This window comes from Cellulomonas sp. H30R-01 (assembly GCF_010119915.1).
GTDB lineage: Bacteria > Actinomycetota > Actinomycetes > Actinomycetales > Cellulomonadaceae > Cellulomonas > Cellulomonas algicola.
In genome coordinates this window covers 1719777-1734580 of sequence record NZ_CP048210.1, presented here as the reverse complement: position 1 = coordinate 1734580, position 14804 = coordinate 1719777, and the positions used below count along the sequence as shown (strand labels likewise).

General features: G+C 75.5%; 14 protein-coding genes. 11 read left to right on the top strand and 3 right to left on the bottom strand.

Annotated elements, in window-relative coordinates:
• Window positions 1-95: 95 nt before the first annotated feature.
• A complete protein-coding gene (locus GXP71_RS07650; RefSeq protein WP_162352170.1) occupies window positions 96-1124 on the top strand; it encodes a GNAT family N-acetyltransferase in 1029 nt (342 codons plus the stop codon).
• Between the two features lie 132 nt (window positions 1125-1256).
• A complete protein-coding gene (locus GXP71_RS07645) occupies window positions 1257-2024 on the top strand; it encodes a lysoplasmalogenase (protein ID WP_162352169.1) in 768 nt (255 codons plus the stop codon).
• A 66-nt stretch (window positions 2025-2090) separates the two neighbouring features.
• Here GXP71_RS07645 and GXP71_RS07640 read toward each other — a convergent pair whose 3' ends face one another.
• Window positions 2091-4565: a DNA topoisomerase (ATP-hydrolyzing) subunit A gene (locus tag GXP71_RS07640; RefSeq protein ID WP_162352168.1), complete on the bottom strand. Its 2475-nt coding sequence runs from the start codon at window positions 4563-4565 to the stop codon at window positions 2091-2093.
• Window positions 4566-4688: 123 nt separating this feature from the next.
• Between GXP71_RS07640 and GXP71_RS07635 the strand changes: the two genes are divergently transcribed.
• Genes GXP71_RS07635 through GXP71_RS07620 form a run of 4 tightly spaced genes read left to right on the top strand, consistent with a single transcriptional unit; the run spans window position 4689 to window position 9928 of the window.
• On the top strand, window positions 4689-7463 hold the full coding sequence (locus GXP71_RS07635; RefSeq protein WP_162352167.1) for a GNAT family N-acetyltransferase: 2775 nt from the start codon (window positions 4689-4691) through the stop codon (window positions 7461-7463).
• Window positions 7464-7494: 31 nt separating this feature from the next.
• Window positions 7495-8079: a DUF5998 family protein gene (locus GXP71_RS07630; RefSeq protein ID WP_162352166.1), complete on the top strand. Its 585-nt coding sequence runs from the start codon at window positions 7495-7497 to the stop codon at window positions 8077-8079.
• Window positions 8076-9257, top strand: coding sequence for an alkaline phosphatase family protein (locus tag GXP71_RS07625; protein WP_162352165.1), 1182 nt, complete (start codon window positions 8076-8078; stop codon window positions 9255-9257). The genes GXP71_RS07630 and GXP71_RS07625 overlap by 4 nt, the downstream gene beginning before the upstream one ends.
• Window positions 9258-9259: 2 nt before the next feature.
• The gene (locus GXP71_RS07620) at window positions 9260-9928 is read left to right on the top strand and encodes a thymidine kinase (protein WP_162352164.1); all 669 of its coding nucleotides are present in this window, start codon (window positions 9260-9262) and stop codon (window positions 9926-9928) included.
• Window positions 9929-9965: 37 nt separating this feature from the next.
• Here the strand turns inward: GXP71_RS07620 and sepH are convergent, their stop codons facing one another.
• Window positions 9966-11024 (bottom strand): septation protein SepH, encoded by a 1059-nt coding sequence (sepH, locus tag GXP71_RS07615; protein ID WP_162352163.1) that lies wholly within the window; start codon window positions 11022-11024, stop codon window positions 9966-9968.
• A 131-nt stretch (window positions 11025-11155) separates the two neighbouring features.
• Here sepH and GXP71_RS07610 point away from each other — a divergent pair, with 131 nt between their 5' ends.
• Together GXP71_RS07610 and GXP71_RS07605 are read left to right on the top strand one after the other, a co-directional pair.
• Complete coding sequence (locus GXP71_RS07610) at window positions 11156-12022, top strand: inositol monophosphatase family protein (RefSeq protein WP_162352162.1); 867 nt, start codon at window positions 11156-11158, stop codon at window positions 12020-12022.
• A gap of 161 nt (window positions 12023-12183) precedes the next feature.
• Complete coding sequence (locus tag GXP71_RS07605) at window positions 12184-12483, top strand: DUF4193 domain-containing protein (RefSeq protein ID WP_124343249.1); 300 nt, start codon at window positions 12184-12186, stop codon at window positions 12481-12483.
• 136 nt (window positions 12484-12619) lie between these two features.
• Here GXP71_RS07605 and GXP71_RS07600 read toward each other — a convergent pair whose 3' ends face one another.
• Window positions 12620-13108 carry a DUF3093 domain-containing protein gene (locus GXP71_RS07600; protein WP_162352161.1) on the bottom strand — a complete coding sequence of 163 codons (489 nt, stop codon included), beginning with the start codon at window positions 13106-13108 and terminating at the stop codon, window positions 12620-12622.
• On the opposite strand from GXP71_RS07600, the gene dut reads away from it, so the two are divergent.
• From dut to GXP71_RS07585, 3 genes are all read left to right on the top strand, one after another.
• Window positions 13107-13619 (top strand): dUTP diphosphatase, encoded by a 513-nt coding sequence (gene dut / locus GXP71_RS07595; protein ID WP_370520997.1) that lies wholly within the window; start codon window positions 13107-13109, stop codon window positions 13617-13619. The two genes, GXP71_RS07600 and dut, sit on opposite strands and share 2 nt — an antisense overlap.
• A 99-nt stretch (window positions 13620-13718) precedes the next feature.
• On the top strand, window positions 13719-14438 hold the full coding sequence (locus tag GXP71_RS07590) for a DUF3710 domain-containing protein (RefSeq protein ID WP_162352159.1): 720 nt from the start codon (window positions 13719-13721) through the stop codon (window positions 14436-14438).
• A complete protein-coding gene (locus GXP71_RS07585; protein ID WP_162352158.1) occupies window positions 14435-14803 on the top strand; it encodes an OB-fold nucleic acid binding domain-containing protein in 369 nt (122 codons plus the stop codon). Before GXP71_RS07590 ends, GXP71_RS07585 begins: the two co-directional genes overlap by 4 nt.
• The last annotated feature ends 1 nt before the right edge of the window (window position 14804 follow it).

The following is a 14804-nucleotide window of genomic DNA, read 5'->3' as shown; positions in this document are numbered from 1 at the left end:
CCTGGAACCGACACCGGCGCCGTCACGGCGACTCCGCGGACGTCGAGCGGATTTTCCGGTTGCCCCTGGCCCGGACGCGCGGCGAGGGTGGGACGGTGACCACCACCTCCCTGCCGCCCATCGCCGAGCGTGCCGCCGCGCCCGTCGACGTCCCGCTGCCCGACCCGTCGCTGGGTCTCACCTGGCGCCCGATCACACGCGACGACGTGCCCGCGGTCAGCGCGCTCGTGACCCGCACGGAGGTCGCCGACGGTGTGCCGTACCGGACGGTCGCCGAGGAGATCGACGAGAAGCTCGACGGCGAGTGGCGCGACATCCCGCGCGACACGCTCGTCGGCCTGGACGCCGACGGTGTGCCGCGGGCGTGGGCCGAGGTCGACCAGCCCCCGGGCGACACGCGCGTCGTGCGGGCGTTCGTCGGCGGAGGCGTCGACCCGGACTGGCGCGGGCGTGGTGTCGGCCGCGCGCTCGTGGCGTGGTCGCACGCCCGTGCACGCCAGGTCCTCGCGGCGAGCGGCAAGGAGCTGCCCGCACGGATCGCGGCGTACGTGCCGGACGAGGCGCAGGACGCGGCCCGGCTGCTGACCCGCTCCGGGATGACGCCCGTGCGCTACTACGCCGAGATGCGCCGCCCGCTCGACGCGCCGCTGCCCGACGCGCCCACGCCCGACGGCGTGCGGATCGTCCCCTGGGCGCCCGAGCACGACGAGGGTGCGCGTCTCGCGCACAACGCCGCGTTCGCCGACCACTGGGGGAGCGAGCCGCGCAACGCCGCGCAGTGGGTGCACGGCCGCAGCATGTTCGCGCCGACGTGGAGCCTGGTCGCGCTCGACGGCAAGGACCAGGTCGTCGGCTACCTGCTGTCGGGACGGTACGAGGCCGACTGGGAGGTCACGGGCCACTCGGCGGGGTACACGGACCTGCTCGGGGTGGTCCGCGAGTGGCGCGGTCGCGGGCTCGCGTCGGCGCTGCTCGCGGCCGTCATGGCGGTCTACCGGGCGGACGGCATGGAGTACGCCGAGCTCAGCGTGGACACCGCGAACCGGTCGGGCGCGCACCGGCTGTACACCGGCCTGGGGTACACGGTGTACGCCAGCTCGGCGATGTACGCGATCGAGCTCTGACCCCCTCGGGCAGCGGTGGCGCGAACCGTCCTCGAAGGGTGCGCGACGCGGGTTAGCATCGGCGACGGCCGGACGACGAGGTCCGGCCGCGTGCCGTCCCGGACGCTGGGCGTCCGGTCCCAGGAGGTCGCCGTGCTCCGGTCCCTGTCCGCCGCTGCTCGCGTGTGGTCGGTCCTCTACGTCGTCGACGCGGTGCTGCTGCTCGTCTGCCGTGCGGCAGGCGCCGACGCCGTCGCGGAGGTCGCGCAGTGGTGCGCGATGCCGCTGCTCGCCGCGGCGGTCGCGACCGCGACCCGGTGGCCCCGTGGGCGGCTCGTCACGTGGACGCTCGTCGCGCTCGGCTGCTCGTGGCTCGGCGACACGCTGCCGGCGACGTCGGGCGGCGACACCGCGTTCCTGCTCATGGTCGGCGGGTTCCTGCTCGCGCAGGTCGCGTACGTCGTGGCGTTCGCACCCGACGCGCGTCGCTCGGTCGCCTACCGGTCCCCGGTGCGCCTGGTGCCGTACGTCATGGCCCTCGTCGTCCTGGTCGGGCTCTGCGCGCCGCACGCGGGTGCGCTGCTGGTGCCTGTCGCGGTGTACGGCGGCGTGCTCGTCGCGATGGCGGTCCTCGCCACCGGCGTGAGCCCGCTCGCGGGGGCCGCGGGTGCCGTGTTCGTCGTGTCCGACGGCCTGATCGCGCTCGAGGCGTTCGTGCCGACGTGGCACCTGCCCGGTCAGGACGTGTGGGTCATGCTCACCTACCTGCTGGCGCAGGGGATGCTCGCGGTGGCCGTCGTCGAGCGCAACCACGCCGCCCGGCGCGCCAGGCCCGTGCCCGCAGCCGACGCACGACCGCCGGCACCGAAGCGCGACAACGTGGTCGCGCTCGTCGGCTGGACGGGGGCGCCCGTCCGCTGACACGCGGTCGCGCGACGCCGTCCCCACGGCGACGGCGAGTGCCGCCGCCGTCGCGGACGGCCGTGGTCAGCCGATCGCGTGCACCGGCACCGTCAGGGGCGTGCCCGACCCGTCGCGGCGCGGGTCCGGCGTCGGCAGGTCGACCGGCTGGCCCGCGGAGCCCGCGGCCCACGCGGGTCCCGCACCGACCCAGGCGGCGATGAGCGTGTCCTCGCCCTTGAGGAACCGGTGCGAGCGGACGCCGCCCGTCGCGCGGCCCTTGCCGGGGTAGGCGTCGAAGGGGGTCACCTTGGCGGCGCCGGCCTGCGTGCCCGGCAGGGCGCTGGACGAGCCGGAGACGGTGACGACGAGCGCGTCGCCGACCTCGTCGGGTCGCACCGCACCGAACGCGACGACCCGCTGGCCGGACGCGAGCTTGATGCCCGCCATGCCGCCCGCGGCGCGGCCCTGCGGGCGCACGGACGACGCGGGGAAGTGCAGGAGCGAGGAGTCCGAGCTCACGAGGACGAGCTCGTCGTCGTCCGCCACCGGGGCGACGCCCACGACCTCGTCGTCGTCGCGCAGCGCCACGACGACCCACTCGTCCTTGTTGCCCGGCACGTCGCCCTGCGCCACGCGCTTGACGGTGCCCTGCGCGGTCGCGAGGGCGAGCGTCGGGGCGTCGGCGGCGAGGGACGCGAGGCCGACGACGCGCTCGCCCGCAGGCAGCGTCACGAGCTCCGCGAGCGGGACGCCGCCCGACAGCGACGGCGGACCGTCGGTGGGCGGCAGGGCCGGCAGGTCGAGGACCGACAGGCGCAGCACACGACCGCGCGACGTCACGACGCCGATGTCGGCGCGGGCGGTCGTCGGGACGCCCGCGGCCAGCACGTCGTGCTTCGCCCGGCGGGCGTCGGCCGACCGGACGGGCGCGTCGGCACCGGCGGTGCGCGCGAGCAGGCCCGTCCCGGACAGCAGCGCCCAGCAGGGGGAGTCCTCGATCTCGAGCGGCGTGGCGGACGCGCGGGCGGCCGGCGCCCCCGACACCGACGTGCCGCCCGCGGACTCCAGGAGGATCGTGCGGCGCGGCGTGCCGTAGGTCGCGGCGACCTCGGCCATCTCGTCCGAGACGAGGACACGCAGCCGCTGCTCGTCGCGCAGGATCGCCTCGAGCTCGGCGATCTCCGCGAGCAGCTGCTCCTTCTCGCGCTCGAGCTCGAGGCGGGAGAACTTGGTCAGGCGGCGCAGACGCAGCTCGAGGATGTACTCGGCCTGCGGCTCGGACAGGTCGAACACGGTCTGCAGGCGGGTCCGGGCGGAGTCCGCGTCGTCGGAGGAGCGGATGACCTGGATGACCTCGTCGATGTCGAGGATCGCGACGAGGAGGCCCTCGACGAGGTGCAGCCGCTCCTGCCGCTTCGCCAGCCGGAACTGCGAGCGGCGACGCACCACGGAGATCCGGTGCTCGACCCACACCTGGAGCAGCTCGCGCAGGCCGAGCGTGCGCGGCTGGCCGTCGACCAGCGCGACGTTGTTGATCGAGAACGAGTCCTCGAGCGGCGTGAACCGGTAGAGCTGCTCGAGCACGGCCTCCGGGTGGAAGCCCGTCTTGACCTCGATGACGAGGCGCAGGCCGTGCTGGCGGTCCGTGAGGTCGACCGCGTCGGAGATGCCCGAGAGCTTCTTGCTCTGCACGCCCTCCTTGATCTTCTCGATGACCTTCTCCGGGCCGACCATGTACGGCAGCTCGGTGATGACGATGCCCTTGCGCTTGGGCGTGACGTTCTCGACCACCGCCGTCGCGCGCGTCTTGAACGCGCCGCGGCCCGTCCTGTACGCGTCGCGCACGCCGTCCAGGCCGATGATCTTGCCGCCCGTCGGCAGGTCCGGGCCGGGCACGAACCGCATGAGCTCCTCGAGCGTCGCGTCCGGGTGCATGACCAGGTGGCGCGCCGCGGCGACGACCTCGACGAGGTTGTGCGGCGCCATGTTCGTCGCCATGCCGACGGCGATGCCCGCCGCACCGTTGACCAGCAGGTTCGGGATCGCCGAGGGGAGCACCTCGGGCTGCGTGAGCTTGTTGTCGTAGTTCGGCACGAAGTCGACGACGTCCTCGTCGAGGCCCGTCGTCATGGCCGTCGCGGACGGCGCGAGCCGCGCCTCGGTGTACCGGGGGGCGGCGGGGCCGTCGTCGAGCGAGCCGAAGTTGCCGTGCCCGTCGACGAGCGGCAGGCGCAGCGCGAACGCCTGCGCCAGACGGACCATCGCGTCGTAGATCGGGGCGTCGCCGTGCGGGTGCAGCTTCCCCATGACCTCGCCGACGACGCGCGCCGACTTCACGTACGGCCGGTCGGGGCGCAGGCCCATGTCGGCCATCTGGAACAGGATGCGCCGCTGCACGGGCTTGAGCCCGTCGCGGGCGTCGGGGAGCGCCCGCGAGTAGATGACCGAGTACGCGTACTCGAGGAACGACCCCTCCATCTCGGACGCGACGTCGATGTCGACGATGCGCTCGACGAGGTCCTCGGGAGGGAGGTTCGGGGTCGCGGGGCGACGCGCCATGCGGGAGTGCTCCTCGGTCCGGTGCGGGATGTGCGCCGCCCATTGTCGCCCGTCCGGGGCGCGTCGCGGGCACGGCACGCGGGTGCGCACGGCGCAGCGCCCCGCCCGGATAGCCTGGCGTGCATGGCAGACGTCGACGAGGACGCGGCGCCCGCCCGCTATCCCGCCGCGTGGGAGGCGGACGTCGTGCTGTCCGACGGGTCGACGACGCACGTCCGGCCCATCCGCCCGAGCGACGCGGACGCGCTGCAGGCGTTCCACGTCGCGCAGTCCGAGCGGTCCACCTACCTGCGGTTCTTCGCGCACCTCGAGCGGCTGCCCGACCGGGACCTGCACCGGCTCGTCAACGTCGACCACGTCGACCGGGTCGCGCTCGTCGCGGTCGCCGCCGACGCCGACGGCGCCGAGCACATCATCGGCGTCGCGCGCTACGACCGGCTCGTCGGCGAGGCGCCCGAGGAGGCGGAGGTCGCGTTCAACGTCTCCGACGCGCACCAGGGCCGCGGCATCGGGTCGGTGCTCCTCGAGCACCTCGCCGCCGCGGCCCGCGAGCGCGGCGTGCGACGGTTCGTCGCGGACGTGCTGCCCCAGAACGGCCGGATGATCGCGGTGTTCCGCGAGGCCGGGTACGCGGTCACGCAGCAGACCGAGGACGGCGTCGTGTCCGTCGGCTTCGACATCGACCCGACGGACCGGTCGCTCGCCGTGATCGCCGACCGCGAGCACCGGGCCGAAGCCCGCTCGGTGCGCGAGCTGCTCGAGGCCAGCACCGTCGTGGTCGTCGGCCCCGGGCCGGACGAGGGGCGCACGCTCGCCGGCCGGCAGGCGGCCCGGGCCGCCGCCAACCTCGTCGCCGGGGGCGGCGCGACGGTGCACACGGTCGGCGTCGAGGGCGTCGTCGCGGGCGCGCACGCGCACCCCGGCCTCGCCGAGGTGCCGCGGCCGGTCCCGCTCGCGGTCGTCGCGGTGCCGCCCGAGCGCGCCACCGAGGTCGTGCGCGGCCTGGTGCCGCTCGGGGTCCGGGGGGTCGTGCTGCTGTCGACCGGCTTCGCCGAGACGGGCGCCGACGGGCTCGCACGCCAGCGCACCCTGCTGCGCGTCGCGCACGCGGCCGGCATCCGCATCGTCGGTCCCGCGTCCTACGGCGTGCTCGCCGCCGGGCCCGACGGGCTGCTCAACGCGTCGCTCGAGGGCGACCCGCCGCTGCCGGGCCGCGTCGGGCTGTTCTGCCAGTCCGCGCCGCTCGCCGTCGCGCTCGTCCGCGCGGTGCAGCGCCGGGGGATCGGCCTCGCGGAGTTCGTCTCCGCCGGGCACCGCGCCGATGTCTCCGGCAACGACCTCATGCAGTTCTGGGCCGACGACGACGGCACCGACGTGGTCGGGCTGTACCTCGAGTCGATCGGCAACCCGCGCAAGTTCTCCCGCGTCGCGCGACGTCTGTCGTCCGTGAAGCCGGTCGTCGTGGTCACCGCGGGCCGGTCCGGCCACGTCGTCCCGCCCGGGCACGCCGTGCGGCCCACGTACGCGCCGCCCCGGACGCTCACCGAGGTCATGCGCCAGGCCGGGGTCATCCGCGTCGACAACACGCACCAGATGCTCGACGTCGCGCAGCTGCTCGCGCACCAGCCGCTGCCCCGGGGTCGCCGCGTCGCGGTCCTCGCGTCGTCCGCGTCGGTCGCCGCGCTCGTCGCGGAGGCGGTGTCCGCGGGCGGGCTCGTGCTCTCGGGTCACGTCGCGCTCCTCGCCGAGGACGCGGACGACGACGAGATCCGTGCGACGGTCGCCGCGGTCTACGACGACCCGACCACGGACGTCGTCGTCGTCGTGCGGATCCCCACGCTGGGGTCGGTCGGCGACACCCTGCCGCGCGAGGTCGCGGCCGCCGCCGCGCGCACCGGACGCACGACCGTCGCGTCGGTGCTCGGCCTGCACGGCGTGACGCCCGAGCTCACGGCCCTCGACGCCGACGGCCGGGCGTGGACCGTGCCCGCGTACAGCACGCCCGAGGACGCGGCGCTCGCGCTCGGCCACGCGTCGCGCTACGCGCGGTGGCGCGCGACGGACCACGGCCGGCCGCTGCACCCCGACGGGGTCGACACGCGCGCCGCGCGACGGCTCGTCGCCGGCTGGCTCGCGGAGGCGGCCCCCCGGCGCGCGGAGGACACCGACGTCACCCGCTGGCCGCCCGGCGTCGCACCCGAGGGGACCGTCGACCTCGACGTCGCGCGCACGTCGGCGCTGCTCGCGACCGTCGGCGTGCACCTGCTCCCGTCGTTCCCCGTGCACGACGCCGACGAGGCGGTCGAGGTCGCCGAGCGGATCGGCTGGCCCGTCGCGCTCAAGACGACCGTGCCCGCGCTGCGGCACCGCGCCGACCTCGGCGGTGTCCGGCTCGACGTCGCCGACGAGGCCGAGCTGCGCTCCGACGTCGCCCAGGTGCTCGCGCTCGGGGCCGCCCACCGGCTGCACGGCGACGGTGCGCCGCTCGAGGTGCAGGCGATGGCGCCGCACGGCTCCGCGTGCGTCGTGCGGTCCACCGAGGACCCGCTCTTCGGCCCGATCATCAGCTTCGGGCTGTCGGGCGACGCGTCCGACCTGCTCGGGGACGTGGCCTACGGCGTCCCGCCGCTCACCGACGTCGACGTCGCCGAGCTCGTGCGCTCGGCACGCGCCGCCCCGCGCCTGTTCGGCTACCGCGGGCTGCCGGCCGTCGACGTCGCGGCCCTCGAGGATGTCATCGCGCGCGTCTCCGTCCTCGCCGACGACCTGCCCGGGCTGCGCTCGCTCGAGCTCAACCCCGTCGTGGTCTCCGAGCACGGCGCGGTGGTGCTCGGTGCGCGCGCGACGCTCGCACCCGCCGACCGGGCGGACTCCACGCGGCGGCTGCCCCGTGCGTGACCGCCGCACGCACCCCCGCGTCGGTGGGAGGATGGGCGCCGTGCCAGCAGTTTCTGACGACCTGCGCGACGACCTGCACCGCGCCGGCTACTACCCGGAGCTCGTGGCCGACGTCCTCGGCGTGGCGCTCGCGGACGAGCCCGTGGTCGCCCACCTCGTCCACCCCGAGACGACGTTCGACGCGTCCGAGGTCCGCCGCCACGTGACGGTCCTCGTGCTCACCCCCTCACGGCTCGTCGTCGCGCACGTCGACGACCAGGCCGCCGACTCGGAGAACCCGTCGCCCAGCGCGTCCGCGACCACCGAGGCGGTGCCGCTCGCCGAGCTCCGCTCGGTGGCCCTCACGCACGTGATGCCCGAGCCGGAGCGGCACCGCGCGGGGACGCCGCCGACCGAGCTCACGCTCGCGATCGGCTGGGGCGCGGTGTCCCGCGTCGACCTGGAGCCGGCGACGTGCGGCGACCCGGCCTGCGAGGCGGACCACGGCCTGACGGGCACGCTCACGCCCGACGACGTCGTGGTGCGCGTGAGCGCGGCCGCCGAGGGCGTCGACTCCGTGCGTGCCGCCGCCGCGTTCGCGCGCCAGCTGTCCGCGGCCAGCGCCCACGGTCGATGACGCGTCCGCCCGGGCCGCCGTCGCGGCTCGTCGAGCTGCCCGTCGACGCGGACCTCGTGCTGCCCGGCGGCGAGCACCCCGCCCTGCCCTCGCTGCTGCCCGCGCTCGCGGGCGTGCTCGGCCACGCGCCGTCGTCGGACGCCGGCCTCCTCGGGCTGCCGCGCGCCGACCGGGTGTGCCTCGTGCTCGTCGACGGGCTCGGCCACGTGAACCTGAGCGAGCGCGCGGGACACGCCCCGTTCCTGCGCGGGCTGGTCCGCGAGTCCGCGCCGCTCGTCAGCACGTTCCCGTCGACGACGGCGACCGCGATCGGCAGCCTCGGCGTCGGGGCCGGGCCCGGCACCACCGCGATGCTCGGCTACACCGTCCGCGACCCCGGGACCGGACGGCTCGGGAACCTCGTGTCGTGGACCGACCTGCCGCCGGCCCGCGAGTGGCAGCCGGAGCCCACGGTCTTCGAGCGGCTCGTGGCGGCCGGTGCGAGCGTCACGAGCGTCGGTCCCGCGCGCTTCGCCGGGTCCGGCCTGACCGAGGCGGCGCTGCGCGGCGCGACCTACCGCGTGGCCGAGTCGCTCGCCGACCGGGTCGACGCGACGCTCGACGCGCTGCGACGACCGGGACTCACCTACCTCTACTGGGGTGACGTCGACAAGGCGGGCCACCACCACGGCTGGGGGTCGTGGCAGTGGGGCGACGCGCTCGCGGAGCTCGACGCCGAGCTCGGCCGGCTCGCGCGCAGCCTGCCCCACGGCACGCTGCTCGTCGTCACCGCCGACCACGGCATGGTCGACGTCGACCGCACCGCACGCTGGGACGTCGCGACGCACCCCGTGCTGTCCGCCGACGTCGCGCTCGTCGCGGGGGAGCCGCGCGCGTCGCACCTGCACCTGCGACCGGGGGCCGACGCCGACGCCGTCGCCGAGCGGTGGCGCGGCACGCTCGGCGACGCGGCCGTCGTCGTCACGCGTGAGACCGCCGTCGACGCCGGCTGGTTCGGGCCCGTGGGGGAGCGCGCGCGGCGCGTCCTCGGCGACGTGGTCGTCGCCATGACCGGCCGTGCGACCGTCGTCGACTCCGCGACGCAGACGCCCGCGTCGCTCGACCTCGTCGGCGTGCACGGGTCGCTCACCCGGCACGAGATGCTCGTCCCGTTCCTCGTCGTGCAGAAAGGCTCCTGACCGTGGCGGAGCTCGTCTTCTTCTCGGGAACGATGGACTGCGGCAAGTCCACGCTCGCGCTGCAGATGCACCACAACCACGCCGCGCGCGGGCGCGACGGTGTGCTGTTCACGCGCAACGACCGGGCCGGTGCGGCGACCATCTCGTCGCGCCTCGGTCTCGTGCAGCACGCCGCCGAGGTCGGTGACGCGACCGACTTCTGGGCCGAGGTCATCGAGCGGCGCACGCAGGGGCAGCCGGTGGACTACCTCATCGCCGACGAGGCGCAGTTCTACACCGCCACGCAGGTCGAGCAGCTCGCACGCGTCGTCGACGAGCTCGAGGTCGACGTGTACACGTTCGGGATCTCGACCGACTTCCGTGCACGGCTGTTCCCCGGCTCCGCCAGGCTCGTCGAGCTCGCCGACCGCGTCGAGGTGCTCCAGGTCAAGGCGCTGTGCTGGTGCGGCGCGCGCGCGACCCACAACGCCCGCACGGTCGACGGCGTCATGGTCGTCGAAGGCGCCCAGGTGGTCGTCGGCGACGTCGCAGCCGCGAGCGGCGAGGTCGCGTACGAGGTGCTGTGCCGTCGGCACCACATGCGACGGATGACCGCCGCGACCGCGCGCGCTGCGTCACCGTCGGTCGCGACGCTCTCGTCGGCGCAGGGCACGCTCGGCGTGGGCGCCTGACCCGCGCGTCAGGCGGGAACGCGACCGCGGGGGCGGGTCACTCCGGCTTGGCGCCGAACACGATCTCGTCCCAGCTCGGCACCTTCGCGCGCCCCTTGCGGGTGCGGGGCCGCTCGGCAGGCTCGACGGGCGACTCGTCGTCGACCGGCACCGCGGGCGCCACGGACGCGGGCACCACGGGCTCCGGCTCCGGCTCGGGTGCCGGCCTGCGCAGCACGACGGCCTCCGTGAGCGGGTCGGCGTCGAGCGGGTGCGCCCCCGGAACGTCCGCGTCGTCGCGGCCGAAGTCGAACGCGTGCTGGGGGCCGAAGCCCTCGAACTCCTCGTCGTCGACGTCGAGGTCGAGGTTCTGCCGCACGCCGCGTCGGGTGCGCAGCTCGTCGAGGAGGTCGTGCGTGTCCTGCTGCGGGTCGGGCTCGGGCTCGGGCTCGGGCTCGGGCGCGTCCGCGCCCGTGAGCGTCCCGTCGTCGCGGAAGTCGAACACGACGTCACGGACGGCCGCGAGATGACGGCGCGAGACGGGCTCGTCCGGGAGCTCCGTCTCGGAGAGCCAGCGCGCCTCGTCGTCGTCGGCCACGACCGTGCGCCGCGCCGCGTCGAACGTCCAGCGGGCCTCGTGCGCGGTGTCGCCGACCCGGAAGCGCGCGAGCACGACCCACGGGCCGGACGGCTCGCGCGCCGAGTCCCACGCGAGCGACGCGAGGTCGACGCCGCGGGCCGCGAGCCGGTCCGTGACGAGGTCCCCGAGCGTCGGCGCGCCCGCGTCACGGCCGACGCGCGTCGCACGCGCCTGCTCGGCGACGTACTCGCGCTCTGCCAGCACCGGGCCCTCGTAGCGGCGGACGTGCTCGACGGGCAGGCCGGACGCGTCCGCGACCTCCTGCGTCGTCGCGCCCGCACGGATCCGCGCCTGGATCTCCCGCGGGCTCAGCGTCCCCGCGCTCTCGGCACGCAGCTGTTCGAGCTGCGGCCGGTCCCGGCGCACGGCCGCACGCAGCGGCTCGTCGATGCGCAGACGGAACCGTTCGCCCCCCGGGCCCACGAGGACGAGATGCTCGCCGTCCTCGTGCAGACCCTCCAGCTCGAGCTCACCCATTCGACCTCCCGGTACCTCGGGAAGAGACTGCCACCTCCGGGCGCCCGGCGGGTGGATCCGGGACGGTGAGCCGCGCCTCGCCTCGCGGACGCCCGGTGCGGCCGCCCTCGTCGGCGGGCAGGATGGGCGGGATGGACGCCCCCCGGGACCTGCCGCTGACCACCGACGTCGTCGCCCAGCTCGTCGAGGTCGCCGAGCGCCTCGCTCGGGAGGCCGGCCGCCTGATCCACGAGGGGCGGCCCGAGCGTGTCGCGGTGGCGGCGACGAAGAGCAGCCCCGAGGACGTCGTGACGGCCATGGACCTCGCCTCCGAGGACCTGCTGCGCCGGCGGCTCGCCGAGCTGCGGCCGCACGACGGCATCCTCGGCGAGGAGCAGGGGTACGTGCTCGGCACGTCGGGCGTGACATGGGTCGTCGACCCGATCGACGGCACCGTCAACTACCTCTACGGCCTGCCCGCCTACGCGGTGTCGGTCGCCGCGGTCGTCGGCCCGGCGGGGGACGACGGCCGCGCGCCGAACCCCGCGACGTGGACGGTGGTCGCGGCGTGCGTGCACGCGCCGACCGACGGCCGGACGTTCCGCGCGGGTCTCGGGCTGGGGGCGACCCTGGACGGTCGCGCGCTGCGGGCCGAGGACCCGCCGGCGCTCGCGGGGTGCCTCGTCGGCACCGGGTTCGGATACCTCGCGACGCGACGTCGCGCGCAGGCGCGCGTGCTCGCAGACCTGTTGCCCCGAGTACGTGATATCCGTCGCATCGGCTCGGCCGCGCTCGACATCTGCAATCTCGCCGCGGGCCACCTCGACCTGTACTACGAGCGGGGTCTCGCCCCCTGGGACCTCGCGGCGGCGTCGCTCGTCGCGCAGGAGGCGGGTCTGCAGGTCACCGGCCTGCGCGGACGCCCGGCCGGCACCGAGATGACGGTGGCCGGGGCGGCCGGGCGGGTGGCCGAGCTGCGCGCCCTCCTCGAGCTGCTCGACGCCGACAGCGACGGGTGAAAACGCTCCCGCAAACGCCTGCGCGAATGTGGTCGCGCGTCCGTGTTCGCACTCGGGGCAGATGTGGTGCACAATCCTCCGCGCGTGGGGAACAAATCCCGTCACCGGTGCATTGATCCCGCGTACGAGAATCCATCTGACGACGGAGTGTGACGCCACTCATGGCTACCGACTACGACGCCCCGCGCAAGACCGAGGAGGACCTGAGCGAGGACTCGCTCCAGGAGCTCCAGGCCCGGCGCTCGGACAAGAACTCGGGCGTGGTGGACGAGGACGAGACCGAGGCCGCCGAAGGCTTCGAGCTGCCGGGTGCGGACCTGTCGGGCGAGGAGCTCTCGGTCCGCGTCCTTCCCCGGCAGGCGGACGAGTTCACCTGTTCGAGCTGCTTCCTGGTGCACCACCGCAGCCAGCTCGCCTACGAGCGCAACGGGGCACCGGTGTGCTCCGAGTGCGCCGCGTGAGTCTGCGCTGAGCCGTTCGGCCGGCCCCCGCGTCGCGGGTGGCCGGCCGACCCCGCCCTGCCCGTCGCCGAGGGGGAGACGAGCGGGGCCGACCGTCGAGGGGACGGTCGACCTCCGGGGGACGCCGGGGGAGCGGTCAGCGCGCCTGCGCGCCGACCGTGATCGCCCGCGCGAGCTCGTCGGGGCGGCGCGACGACACCAGCCAGTACGGCGTGGGGTCGGCGGGGTCCGTCAGCTCCACGCGCACGCCGCTGCGCACCCACCCGCGCAGGCACACGTGCGCGCGCGCGTCGAGGCGCGGGCCGAGCTCCGTCCGGAGCGCGTCCGCGTCGAGGACCGTGACGTCGCCCAGCAGCGTGAGCGGGATGTGCGCGCGACCCGCGCGCAGCACGCCGTCGCGCACCGAGACCGTCGGCGTGAGCAGCACGGCGGCGGTGAGGCCGCCTGCGAGGGCGACGAGCGCCACGACGACCGCGAGCACGGCGTCGACGGGCAGCAGCACCACCCCGAGCATGAGGGTGAACGCCACGAGGAGCGTCCAACCCCACGGACCGAGCCACAGCCGCTCCGACCAGACCGGTCCCGGGACGGGCGCGGACGACGGACGCGGAGCGGTGCCAGGCATGCCCCCAGCATCCCATCCCGGGGAGGTAGGGTCGGGCCCCGTGACCGCCGAACCCCCCGTCGAGGTGCTGCTCCTCCGGCTCGACCCGGACCTGCCCGCACCGTCGTACGCGCACCCGGGTGACGCCGGCGCGGACCTCGTGACGCGCGTCGACGTGGTCGTCCCGCCGCAGGGTCGGGTGACCGTCCCGACGGGCGTCGCGATCGCGCTGCCGGACGGCTACGCGGCGTTCGTCCACCCGCGGTCCGGGCTCGCCGCCAAGCACGGCCTCACGATCGTCAACGCGCCCGGCACGGTCGACGCGGGTTACCGCGGCGAGATCGCGGTGACGCTGCTCAACACCGACGTCGAGCACGCGCTCGAGCTGCACCGTGGCGACCGGGTCGCGCAGCTCGTGGTGCAGCGCGTCGAGCGCGCGCGGTTCGTCGAGGTCGAGCACCTGCCGGGGTCGCACCGCGGCGACGGCGGGTTCGGGTCGAGCGGTGGCTGGAAGGCCGCGCACACGGGCTGACCGGTGCCGGGACGCCGCCGGGACCGACTAGGTCGCGGTCCGGCGCAGGACTACTGTCGAGAGTGACGGCGCGCACGGGTGCGCCGGGAGGAGAGTGTCGTGGGTCTGTTCCGACGCGGCGGCAAGGACACGGCCGCCGACGAGGTGGTCGAGACCGAGTCCGTCCCGCTCGACGAGCCGGGCGACGCGGAGCCGTCGGCACCCGCCCGCACCACGGGGCCGTGGGACGAGGCGGAGGTCACCGACGACATCCCGCGCGTGGACCTCGGCGCGATCCGCCTGCCCGGGCTGCCGGGCATGGAGCTGCGCATGGAGATCGACAAGGCGACGAACGTGGTGTCCGCCGCGTCCGTGCTCCTGGACGGCTCGTCGCTGCAGGTCCAGGCGTTCGCCGCACCGCGCTCCGAGGGCATCTGGGACGAGATCCGCGAGGAGATCGCCGAGTCGGTGACCACCCAGGGCGGGTCCGTCGACGACATCCCGGGGCCGTTCGGCCGCGAGCTGCTCGCGCGGCTCCCCGTCAAGACGCCCGAGGGCCGGACCGGCCACCGTCCGGCACGCTTCATCGGTGCCGACGGGCCGCGCTGGTTCCTGCGCGGCGTCATCACCGGCAAGGGCGCCGTCGAGCCGGGCGCCGCGGAGGCGCTCGAGCAGCTGTTCGCCCGCATCGTCGTCGTGCGCGGCACCGAGGCCCGCCCGCCGCGCGACCTGCTCGCCCTCAAGCTCCCCGGCCCGTCGCAGGCCCCGGCCGAGCCCGCGACCGAGAAGCCCACGTTCGACCCGCTGACCCGCGGACCGGAGATCACGGAGATCCGATGACGCTCAAGGAGCGCATGCGCAAGGTCGTCGCGTCGCAGGCCGAGATCGAGGCCGACGAGGAGCGCGCCGACGCCCTGCGGTCGGTCGGCTGCACGCCGGTCGAGAAGCTCACCAACCGCACGCGCGCGAGCGTGTCGGGCGTGATCCGTTCGGTCGTGCTGCGGCCGCGCGAGGGCGTGCCCGCGCTCGAGGCCGAGCTGTACGACGGCAGCGGCACGCTCGACCTGGTGTGGCTCGGCCGCCGCGAGATCGCCGGCATCGCGCCCGGTCGCCGCGTGCGCATCGAGGGACTCGTGTGCCAGGTCGACGGCCGGCGCACGGTGTTCAACCCCAAGTACGAGCTGCGTCCGCGGCCGGGGGAGTGAC

Coding starts and splice junctions, on each gene's coding strand:
- dut (WP_370520997.1), top strand. CDS start 13,107: ATGCCCCCAGCATCCCATCCCGGGGAGGTAGGGTCGGGCCCCGTGACC.
- GXP71_RS07640 (WP_162352168.1), bottom strand. CDS start 4,565: ATGGCGCGTCGCCCCGCGACCCCGAACCTCCCTCCCGAGGACCTCGTC.
- GXP71_RS07605 (WP_124343249.1), top strand. CDS start 12,184: ATGGCTACCGACTACGACGCCCCGCGCAAGACCGAGGAGGACCTGAGC.
- GXP71_RS07585 (WP_162352158.1), top strand. CDS start 14,435: ATGACGCTCAAGGAGCGCATGCGCAAGGTCGTCGCGTCGCAGGCCGAG.
- GXP71_RS07610 (WP_162352162.1), top strand. CDS start 11,156: ATGGACGCCCCCCGGGACCTGCCGCTGACCACCGACGTCGTCGCCCAG.
- GXP71_RS07630 (WP_162352166.1), top strand. CDS start 7,495: ATGGGCGCCGTGCCAGCAGTTTCTGACGACCTGCGCGACGACCTGCAC.
- sepH (WP_162352163.1), bottom strand. CDS start 11,024: ATGGGTGAGCTCGAGCTGGAGGGTCTGCACGAGGACGGCGAGCATCTC.
- GXP71_RS07600 (WP_162352161.1), bottom strand. CDS start 13,108: ATGCCTGGCACCGCTCCGCGTCCGTCGTCCGCGCCCGTCCCGGGACCG.
- GXP71_RS07635 (WP_162352167.1), top strand. CDS start 4,689: ATGGCAGACGTCGACGAGGACGCGGCGCCCGCCCGCTATCCCGCCGCG.
- GXP71_RS07625 (WP_162352165.1), top strand. CDS start 8,076: ATGACGCGTCCGCCCGGGCCGCCGTCGCGGCTCGTCGAGCTGCCCGTC.